Source organism: Streptomyces hundungensis (assembly GCF_003627815.1).
In the GTDB taxonomy this organism is placed as follows: Bacteria; Actinomycetota; Actinomycetes; order Streptomycetales; family Streptomycetaceae; genus Streptomyces; species Streptomyces hundungensis_A.
Genome location: NZ_CP032698.1, coordinates 4,184,527 through 4,196,875 on the forward strand (window position 1 = coordinate 4,184,527; position 12,349 = coordinate 4,196,875).

12 protein-coding genes and 1 tRNA gene are annotated in these 12,349 nt (G+C 71.0%); 10 read left to right on the forward strand and 3 right to left on the reverse strand.

From position 1 onward, the window contains the following. Nucleotides 1-334: 334 nt before the first annotated feature. Complete coding sequence (locus tag DWB77_RS18650; RefSeq protein ID WP_120722321.1) at nucleotides 335-1,528, forward strand: hypothetical protein; 1,194 nt, start codon at nucleotides 335-337, stop codon at nucleotides 1,526-1,528. Nucleotides 1,529-1,591: 63 nt separating this feature from the next. Here DWB77_RS18650 and DWB77_RS18655 read toward each other — a convergent pair whose 3' ends face one another. Further along, nucleotides 1,592-3,934 (reverse strand): terpene synthase family protein, encoded by a 2,343-nt coding sequence (locus DWB77_RS18655; protein WP_174248576.1) that lies wholly within the window; start codon nucleotides 3,932-3,934, stop codon nucleotides 1,592-1,594. Nucleotides 3,935-4,395: 461 nt separating this feature from the next. Between DWB77_RS18655 and DWB77_RS18660 the strand changes: the two genes are divergently transcribed. After that, the gene (locus DWB77_RS18660) at nucleotides 4,396-4,974 is read left to right on the forward strand and encodes an HhH-GPD-type base excision DNA repair protein (RefSeq protein WP_120722322.1); all 579 of its coding nucleotides are present in this window, start codon (nucleotides 4,396-4,398) and stop codon (nucleotides 4,972-4,974) included. A gap of 650 nt (nucleotides 4,975-5,624) precedes the next feature. Here the strand turns inward: DWB77_RS18660 and DWB77_RS18665 are convergent. Next, nucleotides 5,625-7,388: a helicase HerA-like domain-containing protein gene (locus DWB77_RS18665; RefSeq protein ID WP_246033566.1), complete on the reverse strand. Its 1,764-nt coding sequence runs from the start codon at nucleotides 7,386-7,388 to the stop codon at nucleotides 5,625-5,627. A gap of 96 nt (nucleotides 7,389-7,484) precedes the next feature. On the opposite strand from DWB77_RS18665, the gene DWB77_RS18670 reads away from it, so the two are divergent. Further along, the gene (locus DWB77_RS18670) at nucleotides 7,485-7,781 is read left to right on the forward strand and encodes a type II toxin-antitoxin system VapB family antitoxin (protein ID WP_053725882.1); all 297 of its coding nucleotides are present in this window, start codon (nucleotides 7,485-7,487) and stop codon (nucleotides 7,779-7,781) included. Between the two features lie 323 nt (nucleotides 7,782-8,104). After that, entirely contained in the window at nucleotides 8,105-8,743 is a 639-nt protein-coding gene (locus DWB77_RS18675; RefSeq protein ID WP_120722323.1) for a LytR C-terminal domain-containing protein, read from the forward strand. 98 nt (nucleotides 8,744-8,841) lie between these two features. Here the strand turns inward: DWB77_RS18675 and upp are convergent, their stop codons facing one another. Further along, a complete protein-coding gene (upp, locus tag DWB77_RS18680) occupies nucleotides 8,842-9,477 on the reverse strand; it encodes a uracil phosphoribosyltransferase (RefSeq protein WP_053725981.1) in 636 nt (211 codons plus the stop codon). A 123-nt stretch (nucleotides 9,478-9,600) separates the two neighbouring features. On the opposite strand from upp, the gene DWB77_RS18685 reads away from it, so the two are divergent. From DWB77_RS18685 to DWB77_RS18705, 6 genes are all read left to right on the forward strand, one after another. Continuing rightward, a complete protein-coding gene (locus DWB77_RS18685) occupies nucleotides 9,601-9,780 on the forward strand; it encodes a hypothetical protein (protein ID WP_120722324.1) in 180 nt (59 codons plus the stop codon). A 228-nt stretch (nucleotides 9,781-10,008) separates the two neighbouring features. Next, a complete protein-coding gene (locus DWB77_RS18690) occupies nucleotides 10,009-10,566 on the forward strand; it encodes a hypothetical protein (protein ID WP_120722325.1) in 558 nt (185 codons plus the stop codon). 44 nt (nucleotides 10,567-10,610) lie between these two features. Continuing rightward, entirely contained in the window at nucleotides 10,611-11,039 is a 429-nt protein-coding gene (gene tadA / locus DWB77_RS18695) for a tRNA adenosine(34) deaminase TadA (protein WP_120727954.1), read from the forward strand. A gap of 58 nt (nucleotides 11,040-11,097) precedes the next feature. Then, a tRNA-Ser gene (locus DWB77_RS18700) sits at nucleotides 11,098-11,182 on the forward strand. Between the two features lie 441 nt (nucleotides 11,183-11,623). After that, nucleotides 11,624-11,785 (forward strand): hypothetical protein, encoded by a 162-nt coding sequence (locus DWB77_RS37860; RefSeq protein ID WP_162952557.1) that lies wholly within the window; start codon nucleotides 11,624-11,626, stop codon nucleotides 11,783-11,785. A 47-nt stretch (nucleotides 11,786-11,832) separates the two neighbouring features. Beyond that, complete coding sequence (locus DWB77_RS18705; protein ID WP_120722326.1) at nucleotides 11,833-12,126, forward strand: Dabb family protein; 294 nt, start codon at nucleotides 11,833-11,835, stop codon at nucleotides 12,124-12,126. Nucleotides 12,127-12,349 lie beyond the last annotated feature (223 nt).

Below are 12,349 nucleotides of genomic sequence, written 5' to 3' on the forward strand. Positions count from 1 at the left end.
CCCCGGAACATCAGGGGGCCGACGCGTCCGTTGGCTCCGGCCTCGGCCGCCGATCGCATGGCACTGAGTGCCGACACGCAAGTGCCACTGGCTCATGTCTCCTCCCCGCTCACACCTACGGGTGAACCCGCACAGGTGGGCCCGGTGATCCCGGCCGGCCCGGGTCGCGTCGACGACACGTGCAAGATCGGCCCCGTCGGTCCCGACCGGGTGGTTCCGAGAGGTCTGAACGACCTTGCGCCGTATGCGAGGTGACTCCCCACAGGCTTCAGAATGACCGGATGATGATCGAGTCATCCCCTTTCGTGCGGTACGTGCCCGGGAGCGGCGAGCGGTGAACACAGCTCCCGCCACGGTCCGGGACCGCTCGGCCGTCCTCGTTCCCGCGGTGATCGGCGTCGTGCTCATGCTCGCCGCCGGCTGGCTGCTGCTTGCGACCGCGCCCCACGCGCTCGACGAGGAGCGGGCCTTCGCGTCGGCGTCCAACTGCCCGGTCGCCGAGGTCTCGACGGAGTGCAGACACACCATCACGGCCACGGTGACCTCCGCCGCGGCCGACCACAAACACCGCTCGACCTACTACTGGCTGGGTCTCGGCGACGTACAGGAGGGGTCGGGGGCGCTGCCGGGGCGGCTGAAGGCCAGTCCCGCGAAGGTCCCGGCGGGCGGGGCCACGCCGCCGCACCGCGTGAAGATGGACGGCCGGGCCCCCGTGTTCGCCGCGGTACGCCCCGGGGCCACGCTCCACCTCACCTACTGGCGCGGGGAGATCAGATACGTCGAGTTCCGGAGCCTGCGCCAGTACACGACGGCGGACCCGAGGGGCGGCTACCGGCTGCCGCTGGCCGGGGCGCTCGTCTCGCTCTCCGTGGGCGTGGCCTGTCTGCGCGCGGCCTACTGCTCGGCACGGCGTGCCACCGAGTCGCCCGTGCACGAGCCCTGGCGGCTCACCCTCCCCCTGGGGTCGGTCCTGCTCATCGTCTGCTTCGCCTTCGGCACCCCCTGGGTCACCGGCGGCGTGCCCACCGCCCTGCTGCTCACGGCGGTCGGGGCCGTGCCCGTTCTCTCCGGCGCCGCCTGGCTCACGCACCGCCACCGCCGCCGCACCCCCGACACCATCAAGGTGACCCCCTTGGTCCCGCTCGTGGAGGAGTGCTTCCCCGGCGCGATCCTCGGCGAAGTCCCGTACTGCCACGAGGGGTTCAGGTATGTGGTCGCCGCGCCGGGGCTGCTCGCCGCCACCCCGGACCCGTCCGGCCGGATCGCCCGCCAACCCGTGCCGCGCACCCTCACGGCCGTCCGGGTCCGGCCGCCGTACTGGACCGACCCGGGACCCCGGGCCGCCCCCGACTGCCAGGTGGTGGAGTGCCGGGACGGTGTGACCCCTGTGTATGTGGTGACCGAACAGCGTTACGTGCCCTGGGTGTTGGGCGCCCTTCAACGCTCCACGGACACCCGGCTCCGGGCGTCCGACGCGGAGAGAGCGGAGAGAGCGGAGGGGGCGGGGAGAGCGGAGAGGAGGGGCTGAGCGGCCTCCGGGCGGCCCTCGGGTTCCAGCTGGACCGCTTGCGGCAGGTGCCCCGTCAGAGGATCAGACGGTGTGTCCTTGCGCCACGGTGGACAGGGGGAGGGCCGGCGGGGGCGGCCCCGCGGGAACGGAATGCGCGGCCGTGGCCATCACCGGCGGCGCCACCGTTTCCGCGACCGACACCAACATCTCCGGGAGCCGCACCCGGTCCGCCGAGGTCCCCGCCCCGGTGGGCCGCATCCACCAGGGGGCCACACTGCCCCGGGCCACGCTGTGGGGGGAGCTGCCATGCGGGAGGGCGTCCGGGAGGTCGGCGGCCCCATAGCGGCGCGTCGACTCATGCCAGTTCAGAATGCCCGCGATCCAGTCCTGGAGCTCGGCCACATGGGCGCCCAGCACATGGCGCTCGCCCTCATCGAGCTCGAAGTCCTCGCACAGCACCGGGAGTTCATGCGTGATGACGTGCTGGAACTGGCGCAACCGCGAGCGCATCAGGTCGTCGACGATGCGCAGCGCCGTCGGGTAGTCGCAGTTGAAGAAGTTCTGGACGACGAGGACGCCGTTGTGGACCTCGCCCTCGTACTCGATCTCCTTCTGGTACGAGAAGACGTCGTTGAGGAGCGTGCAGTAGTCGGCTGCGGCGTTCTCCAGGCTGCGCAGGGGGCCGCTTTCTCGCACACCGGGCGGGAGTTGGCCCGCGTGACGCAGGCGCGCCAGGCTCATGGTGAGGTCGGCGCCGAAGGTGTAGCGGCGCATCTCGATGTAGTCGACCGGGTCGGGGATGCGGTGCTGGGCCTGGTTGTGCAGCTCCCAGAGCCAGCTCTCCAGCATGATGTCGACGGCCCGGCGGAAGGCCGCGCGGGCTTCGCCGGTCATCGGTCCCGCGGTGCGCGCCCACAGGTCGGCGAGGCCGCGCTCCATGGGGGTGCGCGCCGCCGCGTGCCCGGCCGAGGGCTCGTCGAGGGGCATGCAGGCGGAAAGCCGATCGGTGGCGGCCCGCGCGGCGGCCAGGTTGCGCGGCCTCCCGAACGCCAGCGGGTAGTAGTCGTCGCCGTAGGTTCCCCAGGTCAGCCACTCGGTGCTCAGTTCGAGCTCCTCCGGCGTCGCGTCGGGGTCGAGGCCGGCCGCGCAGAGCGCGAAGTCGTACCCCGCCAGCTTCTCCGCGTCCCAGATGTCGTCGAGCAACCCCATCCGGTCCGCCCAGTCGACAGACGCCACACGTGCGGCGCCCACATGTGGGCTGAGCGCCAAGGGATACGGCATGTCGAAGTCGGGCAGCAGCGACGGGCCGACCCGCTGCATCGGAACGTGGGTGAAGCTGCGCCGACGGGCCTCGGCGGGGCGCCCGAACAGCGTGCTGCCATGGCGGGCCGAGGTGCCGAGCGCCCCGTCGAAGGGCGAGGCGGAGAGAGCGGCGCCCTCATTCATGTAACGGCTGGAGCGCATGTGCCACTCATGGCCGCCGGACTGCCAGTCCTGAAGCCCCTTGACGTACGCGCCGACGGCCGCGCATTGGTCGGGGGTGAGGCCCTTCTCCACACACAGGCGCGGCATTTCGGTGAGCGCGGTGTTCTCGAACTGCTGGAGTCGCGAGGTCAGCAGGTCGTTGACGGCTTCGGCGGCCTCCTGCGTCGTACAGCCCAGGAAGTTCTCAAGTACCAGGACGCCGTTGCTGAGTTCGCCTTCGTCCTCGACCTCGCGCTGGTAGGAGAACAGGTCGTTGCGCAGATGGACGGCGTCGGCGAAGGCGTCGGTGAGGACCCGGGCCGGCCTCGACTCGGCGATGGACGCCGGGAGTTCGGCGTTCGCGGCGTACTCGATGAGGCCCGCCGACCAGGGCGCGCCGCCCACCTTGCGGCGCATCTCGATGTACTCGACGGGGTTGGCGACCCGCCCCTCGTTGATGTTGGAGAGCTCCCAGAGCGACTCGTTGAGCAGATTGCGAGTGCTGGTCGCGAAGCGGTCGCGCCACTCGCGCGTCATCGACGGAACGGTGCGCGCCCACAGGTCGGCGAGGCCCGCCTCGACGGGATTGGTCGCCTCCGGGAACCCGTCGGCGAGGTCCATCGGCATGAAGGCGGGCAGCCGGTCGAGGTATTCCTTGCCGCCCTTGCGGTCGAGGGTGCGTTTGAACATCTCCAGGAAGTGGTCGTCGAAGAAGAACACCCACACGTACCAGTCGGTGACCAGGGCTAGCTGATCCGCGTCGCAGTCGGGGTGGGTGTAGGAGCAGAGCAGGGCGTAGTCGTGTGCGTCGAGGTCCTTCAGCTCCCAGATCCCGGAACCCTCCAGCATGCCCATCTCCCGGGCCCAGACGCGGGAGTGCTCCCGCGCGGAGTCCAGATGGGGATTGAGCCGGGCCGGATACGGCAGATAGAAATCCGGCAGGACGAAAGGCTGGCTCACTGCGGTTGCCCCTCTTGCTGCGCGCGGCTGTACGCGCGTGCGGGTACGGGCGTGCCCGGGGCGTACGTCTTGGGTACGCGCGTGCCCGGTACGCACGGGGTGGTCCGAGCCGAGCTACCCCACCACGGCTTCGCCATTCCGCGGGTGGGGGAGAGTCATGCGAAAGCGTGAGGGGGTTCGAAAGGCGAGCGATGTTGGGAGAGTGGCCGAGGTTTGGAAAGTGGCCGGCGTTTGAAAAGTGTCGCTTTGAAATGGCGGTGCTTGCGGGGTGCAAGTCACGTGGGTGCGGGTCCGCGGGACGGGTGCGGGTCCGCGGGACGGGTGCGGGTCCGCGGGACGGGTGCGGGTCCGCGGGACGGGTGCGGATCCGCGGGACGGGTGCGGATCCGCGTTGCGGTGCGGGTCCGCGGGGCGGTGCTCGTCCGCGTGCGGTGCGGTCGTTGCGCGCCGATCATCGAGGCATGAACACAACCCTTCGGCTCGCCCAGCAGCCCGAAGCCGACGAACTGCTCAGCCGCAGTCCGCTCGCCGCGCTGGTCGGCATGCTGCTCGATCAGCAGGTCCCCATGAAGTGGGCGTTCTCCGGCCCGTACACGATCGCCCAGCGCATGCGGGTGGACGATCTCGACGCGGGGGCGATCGCCGCGTACGACCCGGAAGCCTTCGCGGAACTCCTCAAGGAGAAGCCCGCGGTGCACCGCTACCCCGGTTCCATGGCCAAGCGGATCCAGCAGCTGTGCGGGTTTCTCGTGGAGGAGTACGGGGGTGACGCGGCCGGGGTCTGGACGGGGGTGGCATCCGGGGCGGAGCTGCTCTCCCGGCTCAAGGCGCTGCCGGGCTTCGGGGAGCAGAAGGCGAAGATCTTCCTCGCGCTCCTGGGAAAGCAGCTCGGGGTCCGGCCGGCGGGGTGGCGGGAGGCGGCGGGGGCGTATGGGGAGGCGGGGTGTTTCCGGTCCGTGGCGGACATTACGGGGGTGGAGTCGTTGGGGAAGGTACGGGCGTACAAGCAGGGGGTTAAGGCGGCGGGGCGGACGCCGTAGGCCCTGGGGCTCCGCCCCGCTCGCCCACCCACCCGTGCAGCGGTTGGTTGGTTCCGGCCCCCTGGGGCTCCGCCCCAGACCCCGAGCCCCTTTGCCCACCCGCCCGTGACGGGGGTTGGACAGCCCGGGCCCCTGGGGCTCCGCCCCAGACCCCAAGGCACCTTCCCCACCCACCCGCCCGTAGGCGCAGGGTTGGATGGCCCGGGCCTCCTGGGGCTCCGCCCCAGACCCCGTTCGCGCCTGAACGGCGCTCGTCCTCAAACGCCGGACAGGCTGAAGGTGCCCCAGCACCGAGCAGTTAAGGGGCGCGGGGAACTGCGCGAGAAGCGAGCACGGTCCGCAGGATCGAGAGGGTTCAGGAGCGCGGGGAACTGCGCGACCAGCCACCCACGGCCCGCAGACGAAAACGGGTTTTGGGGGCGCGGGGAACTGCGCGACCAGCCACCCACGGCCCGCAGGCGTAAACGGGTTTTGGGGGCGCGGGGAACTGCGCGACCAGCCACCCACGGCCCGCGGGTGAAAGCGGGTTTCAGGGGGGCGGGGAACTGGGCGAGTGGTCAACGACCCCACCCGCGCCTGGCATGCGGCCCCGTACCCCCACCCCCCGGAGGGTTTCGGGGAGGGGCGGGGTGGGGGAAGAAACCCGCCCCCTACCGCCTCCGCGTTCCGAACAGGGACCTTGAGATCTCTCGGCCCAGCTGCGTCCCCACCGACCGCGCGAGCGAGCGGAAGATCCCGCTGCCCACCACCTGCTCCGCCAGCGACGCGTCCCGCGACGCCTCCCGCTTCCGCGGGCTGGGCGAAGGGGCGGGGGCCGCGGTGTCCAGGGCCTCCGTCACTGCCGTTTCCTCCCGTTTGCGTTCCGCCTCCGACAGCTTCTCGAAGGCCGATTCGCGATCCACCGCCTGGGCGTAACGCGCGTACAGGGGTGAGGAGTTGACGGCCTGGTCCAGGGCAGCCGGGTCGATGGGGGCCATCAGGGAGCGGGGGGCCCGCAGCCGGGTCGCCGCGACCGGGGTCGGCGCGCCGTTCTCGCTCAGTACGGTGATGACCGCCTCCCCCGTGCCGAGCCCGGTGAGGAGTTCCTCGAGGTCGTAGGGGGACTTGGGGAAGGTCCGTACCGTCGCCTTCAGGGCCTTCGCGTCGTCCGGCGTGAACGCCCGCAACGCGTGCTGGACGCGGTTGCCGAGCTGGGCCAGGACGTCGCCGGGGACGTCCTTGGGGGTCTGGGTGACGAAGAAGATGCCGACGCCCTTGGAGCGGATCAGCCGCACGGTCTGGGTGATCGACTCCAGGAACGCCTTCGACGCGCCGTTGAACAACAGGTGTGCCTCGTCGAAGAAGAAGACGAGCTTGGGCCGGTCCACGTCGCCGACCTCGGGGAGCCGGTGGAAGAGGTCGGCCAGCAGCCACATCAGGAAGGTGGAGAAGAGCTGGGGCTTGTCCTGGACCGCGGGGAGTTCGAGGACGGACACCAGGCCGCGGCCGTCCGGGGCCAGGCGGACCAGCTCGCTCGTGTCGAACTCCGGCTCCCCGAAGAACGACGCCGCGCCCTGCTGCTCGAACGCCGTGATCGCCCGCAGGATCACGCCGGCGGTGGCGGGCGACAGGCCGCCGATTCCCTTCAGTTCCGCCTTGCCGACGTCCGAGACCAGGAAGCCGGCGACCGCCCTCAGGTCCTTCAGGTCGTACAGCTCCAAACCCTTGGTGTCCGCGTAATGGAAGATCAGGCTCAGCGACTGTTCCTGCGTCTGGTTGAGCTGGAGCACCTTCGACAGGAGTACGGGGCCGAAGCTGGTGACCGTGGCGCGCAGCGGGATGCCGGGGCCGATGCCGCCGAGGCCGTAGAACGCGCAGGGGAATCCGGCCGCCTCCCACTCCTGGCCCACCTGTGCGGACCGTTCGGCCACCTTGTCGCCCGGCTTGCCGGGGGCCGAGATGCCGGACACGTCGCCCTTCACGTCGGCGAGGAACACCGGTACGCCGTTGGCGGAGAGCTGTTCCGAGATGAGCTGGAGGGTCTTGGTCTTGCCGGTGCCGGTCGCCCCGGCGACCAGGCCGTGCCGGTTGAGCATGGACAGCGGGATGCGGATGGGCGCGTCCGCCAGGCACTGGCCGTCCCAGAGCAGGGCGCCCAGTTCCAGCGCGGGCCCGGTGAAGGCGTACCCGGCGGCGATGTCGGCCGCGACCTGCGGCAAGGCCTGGGCCCGGGGGGTCGCCGGGGTGCCCGGTGTCGGGGAGGAGCCCGGGGCGGACGCGGGGGGCGTGGGCGTGGCCGCGGGCGCTGGTGCGGGATCCCGCACTCCGGTTTCGTCGGGTGTCCCGTCCCCGGGCGCCGTACCGGCCGGCGTCCCCGCCGACGGCGCGGCGCCGACGGGCTCGCGCCCGGCCGCCGTCTGGTCGCTGTCGGTCATGACGGGCCCCCTGCGTCGGGTTTCGGGCGTTTTGCCCAGGATCGCACTCGCGCTCCATGGCTGCGCCCGGAGCCGCTCGCCCGGTAGGCTTTCCGTGTGATCTTCAAGCGCATCGGAAGCGGGCGGCCCTACCCCGACCACGGCCGGGAAAGCACCCGGCAGTGGGCGGACGTCGCGCCGCGCCCGGTCCGGCTCGATCAGCTCGTGACCACCAAGGGCCAGCTGGACCTGGAGACCCTCCTCGCCGAGGACTCCACGTTCTACGGGGACCTCTTCGCGCACGTCGTGAAGTGGCAGGGCGACCTCTATCTGGAGGACGGGCTGCACCGGGCGGTACGGGCGGCGCTCCAGCAGCGCCAGGTCCTGCACGCCCGCGTCCTCGAAATGGACTGAGTCTGAGTCCGAGGCAGAGCACGGGCACGAAAAGGCCCCAGGAGTCCGGCAGAGCTCGGACGCGAATCAGAACCGGGCCGAGGCCGGCAGAGTTCGGACGCGGAACGGGCCACTTCGTCCGGCAGAGCGCGGACCCGAAGTGCGCCGCGTGCGACAGGGCGCGTACCCGAAAGGGACCGGGTTCGATCGCACGTACCCGATACGGATCGAGTCCGACAGCCGGGTGAGCCTTTCGGACGCTTTCGGACGCATACGGGCGCACATGTACGCCACCCGTTGATCGTTTAGTAGGCATCGTCCCGGGTCGGCACTACCCTGCGCCTATGAGCATGCTCACTCCCCCCGGCATGGGCGGAAAGTACCGCGTCAAGGGTGACGCGTACCCGCGGATGCGACGTCCCCGCAAGCGCGGCCGACTGGTCCTCGCGCTGGTCGGCGCGGTCGTGGCCCTCGGCCTGATCGGCTGGGGGACGATCCAGCTCATCGACGTCTTCGGCGGCGGCGGCAAGACCAAGGCCGCCGCCCACCAGAAGAACTGCCCGACGCCCTCGCCCTCGGCGTCGACCGCCGCGGCCGCCGCCCCCCAGGCGCTGCCGAAGCCCGCGCAGATCACCGTCAACGTCTACAACGCGACCCCGCGCGGCGGTCTCGCCAAGGCGGTCGCCGACGAGCTGAAGAAGCGCGGCTTCGCGATCGGCAAGGTCGGCAACGCGCCCGCCGAGTACGACAAGAAGGTTCCCGGCAACGGAGTGCTGCTCGGCGCCCCGACGGCGGCCCGCGGACCCTTCTCCGTACTGGGCGCGCAGCTCAAGGGCGCCACGCAGAAGACCGACACGCGCGACACGCAGGACGTCGACCTGATCCTCGGGACCACGTTCGGCGACCTGAACACGCCGAAGGACGCGGACACGGCCCTGGCCGCCCTGGCCAAGCCCGCACCCGCGCCCTCCGGTAAGTGCTGAACGTGCTGACACTGTGGCGGACAACGCGCTGACAACGCGCTGACAACGCCCTGCGTCCTGCGACGGGGCCGCCGGTCGGGCGGCCCCCGCGCCAACCGCTAGTCGGCGGTCCCGTACATGCGGTCGCCCGCGTCACCCAGGCCCGGCACGATGTAGCCGTGCTCATTGAGGCGCTCGTCGACCGAGGCGGTCACCACGGTCACCGGCGTGCCCGCCAGCTCGCGCTCCATGATCTCGACGCCCTCGGGGGCGGCCAGCAGCACCACCGCGGTGACGTCGTCCGCGCCGCGCTTGATCAGCTCACGGATGGCCGCGACGAGCGTGCCACCGGTCGCCAGCATCGGGTCCAGGACGTACACCTGGCGGCCGGAGAGGTCCTCGGGCATCCGGGTCGCGTACGTGGAGGCCTCCAGGGTCTCCTCGTTGCGGATCATGCCGAGGAAGCCCACCTCGGCGGTCGGCAGCAGCCGCACCATGCCGTCGAGCATGCCGAGGCCGGCCCGCAGGATCGGGACCACCAGCGGACGCGGGTACGAGAGCTTCACGCCCGTCGTCGGCGTCACCGGGGTCTCGATGTCCACCTGCTCGGTGCGCACGTCCCGGGTGGCCTCGTAGGCGAGCAGGGTGACCAGCTCGTCGGCGAGCCGCCGGAAGGTCGGGGAGTCGGTGCGCTTGTCGCGCAGCGTGGTGAGCTTGTGCGCCACGAGAGGGTGGTCGACGACATGGATCCGCATGACGACCACAGTAACCGGGGCGTGGCGGCCCCGCGTCCCACCTGGTGAGGGTTGACGCTGGCGTCAAGAGCCCGAACGGGGGGAAGGTGAGAGAGACGAACCGACCCGGGGCGGTGTGAGCCAATGCCGGACCAGCACGGCGCAGAGCGACAACCGGAGAGCGACGCGGAGCGCAGGCGGCGGCGCGCCCAGTTCCTGCGCGAACTGCACGAGGCGAAAGCGCTGCGCGACCGGGTCCAGCCGCGGCGCGCCCGCGCGGCCCGTATGCGCCAGGCCATGCGCATGCGAACCTTCCGCTGGTGACCCGTGAAACCGGCGTTGTGGCGCCCGCGGTCGCGGCCGCCGGGAACCCGTGACCGGGGTGGCCCGGAACCCGTGATCACGGCCTGTCGGAACCCGTGATCGCGGCGACCGGAAAAACGCAACCGCGGAAGAACTCTCGCAACCGCCGGGTTTTCTGCCACGATTCCGAAGGAAGCACAGCCGGGGGGACCCCCAACCGGCACGCCTACGACCAGTGGGAGAGTCACGGTGTACTTCGCCGCACTGCTCGCGCGCACCGAAGACGGGTGGGAAGCGAGCGACACAGAGCTCGACGATGTGGAGACGCTGTCCGATCTGGCCGATCTGGCCCGGGAAGCAGCAACCGACGGGGCCGACGACACGGTGCTCGTCTTCATCGAGCAGGAGGACGCCTGGTTCGGCGTCGTCCGCGTCGACGGCGAGGAGGACCCGCGTGTCTTCGTCTCCAACGCCGCCGTCGCAGCCCGCTCCTCGTACGGGGCCATGCTCACCGACGAACTGCTCGGCCACGACCAGGACGACGAGGAGGACGAGCTGGAGACCCTTGACCTCGACGGCACGGAGGACGGCTACGAGGACGCGACCACCGGGGCCGCGGACGAGCCGGAGGCCGTCGACGACCCGTCGGACGCCATCGGCAGTGCCCCTGCGGGCCCGCTCGGCGAGAGCGCGATCCTCGCCGACCTCGGAGTGAGCGAGCGCCGGCTGCTCGCACTCGACGGCGACGCCCTCGTGACGATCGCGGACGCGCTGGGCGCGGCCGAGGTCCTGGAGGCCGTCCGCTAGTGCTCCATCCGCACGACCCCGTACGCGAACGGTGGGCGGAGCCGATGCGCTCCGCCCTGGCCGGGGCCGCACAGGCCGAGTCGGCCGGCGATGTGCCGGTCGGCGCGGTCGTGCTCGCCCCGGACGGCACGTTCTTGGCGTCCGGGCACAACGAACGCGAGGCCACCGGCGATCCGACCGCGCACGCGGAGGTCCTCGCGATCCGGCGCGCGGCACACCGCACCGGTCAGTGGCGGCTGACCGGCTGCACGCTCGTCGTCACCCTGGAGCCGTGTGTGATGTGCGCGGGCGCGCTCGTGCAGGCGCGCATCGAGCGGGTCGTCTACGGGGCCCGCGACGAGAAGGCCGGAGCGGCCGGATCGCTGTGGGACCTCGTACGCGACCAACGGCTCAACCACCGCCCCGAAGTCGTCGCGGGCGTCCTCGAGGAGGAGTGTTCGGCGCAGCTCACGGCCTTCTTCCGGCAGCGGTGATCCAGCTCTCCCCGAACCGATTTCAAACCACGGGCCACCTTGGGCTAAGCTCTCTCTCGGTAGCGTGTCCGAGCGGCCGAAGGAGCTCGCCTCGAAAGCGAGTGTGGGGAAACTCACCGAGGGTTCAAATCCCTCCGCTACCGCTTCTGAAGGGCCCCGACAGTGTCGGGGCCCTTCTTGCGTGCCCGGCCGTGAACGCGTGGGAACCCCGGTCGTACCCGGTCGCGGACGCGAAGAAGCCCCGGTCGGGGGCGACCGGGGCTTCGACTCGGGGACGGGGGGAGCGGCATCGGGGGGGACAAGCCGCTCCCCCCGACGAGAACAGAACCTGCAAGCCCTGCGCCGCAGTCAGGGGGAAGCGCGCGGCGCGGACCCCGCAGTGAGGTCCTGTTCCTGAGCCCTCCGCATTCCTGCCAGATGAGGCGGGCTCACCAACCATCCTGCTCTCCCGTCACTCCCGTACCGCCGGGCAAACGGCCCCGATCACCGGGTCCTTGGTCCTTAAAGGCCGGGTGAGGACCGGGCGGACGGCGGTTAGACTCACCCGACCGCACAGGGGTGGCGCCGGGGAGGGGCTCGACACAGTGGACATCAAGAAGGTCCTGCTCTACATCGCCGTGGTCTTCGTGCTGTACACGATCATCACGTCGCCGGTGCAGGCCGCCGGGATGGTCCAGACCGGGTTCGAGGGCATATCGAGTGCGGCCAAGGGCGTCGGCGAGTTCATGACCAACCTGGTCCGCTGAGCGGCCCGTCCAACCCCGTCGTAACAGCCGCGTTCGTAGGAGACGTCATGATCCGCCACCTGGTCCTGTTCAAGCTCAACGAGGGCGTCCGGCGCGACGACGAGCGCGTGGTCGCCGGTGTGAAGGCCTTCCAGGAGCTCGACGGGATCGTTCCCGAGATCGAGTTCTGGGAGTGCGCCTGGAACATCACCGACCGGCCGATCGCGTACGACTTCGCCATCAACTCCGCCGTCGCCGACGCGGACGCGCTGAAGCGGTACATCGAGCACCCCGCCCACCAGGCGGCGGCCGGACAGTGGCGCGAGTTCGCCACCTGGGTGATCGCCGACTACCCCTTCTGACCCGGCGTCCGATCCACGGTTCGATTCGGCGCCCGGTCCACGGTTCGATTCGGCGTCCGATCAACCGCCGGTCCGGCACCGATCCGTCGGCCGAACCGGTACGCGGCCCGGCCCCGCACCTGAGAGGTGCGGGGCTTTTTCGTGACCCGGCACGCCGCTGACCGGGCCATCTGTCCCAACTTGCCCTCAACACGTGGTTATACGGTGCTTGCACACAGTGGAC

Coding starts and splice junctions, on each gene's coding strand:
- DWB77_RS18685 (WP_120722324.1), top strand. CDS start 9,601: ATGCCGGACCAGCACGGCGCAGAGCGACAACCGGAGAGCGACGCGGAG.
- DWB77_RS18675 (WP_120722323.1), top strand. CDS start 8,105: ATGAGCATGCTCACTCCCCCCGGCATGGGCGGAAAGTACCGCGTCAAG.
- DWB77_RS18705 (WP_120722326.1), top strand. CDS start 11,833: ATGATCCGCCACCTGGTCCTGTTCAAGCTCAACGAGGGCGTCCGGCGC.
- tadA (WP_120727954.1), top strand. CDS start 10,611: ATGCGCTCCGCCCTGGCCGGGGCCGCACAGGCCGAGTCGGCCGGCGAT.
- DWB77_RS18665 (WP_246033566.1), bottom strand. CDS start 7,388: ATGACCGACAGCGACCAGACGGCGGCCGGGCGCGAGCCCGTCGGCGCC.
- upp (WP_053725981.1), bottom strand. CDS start 9,477: ATGCGGATCCATGTCGTCGACCACCCTCTCGTGGCGCACAAGCTCACC.
- DWB77_RS18660 (WP_120722322.1), top strand. CDS start 4,396: ATGAACACAACCCTTCGGCTCGCCCAGCAGCCCGAAGCCGACGAACTG.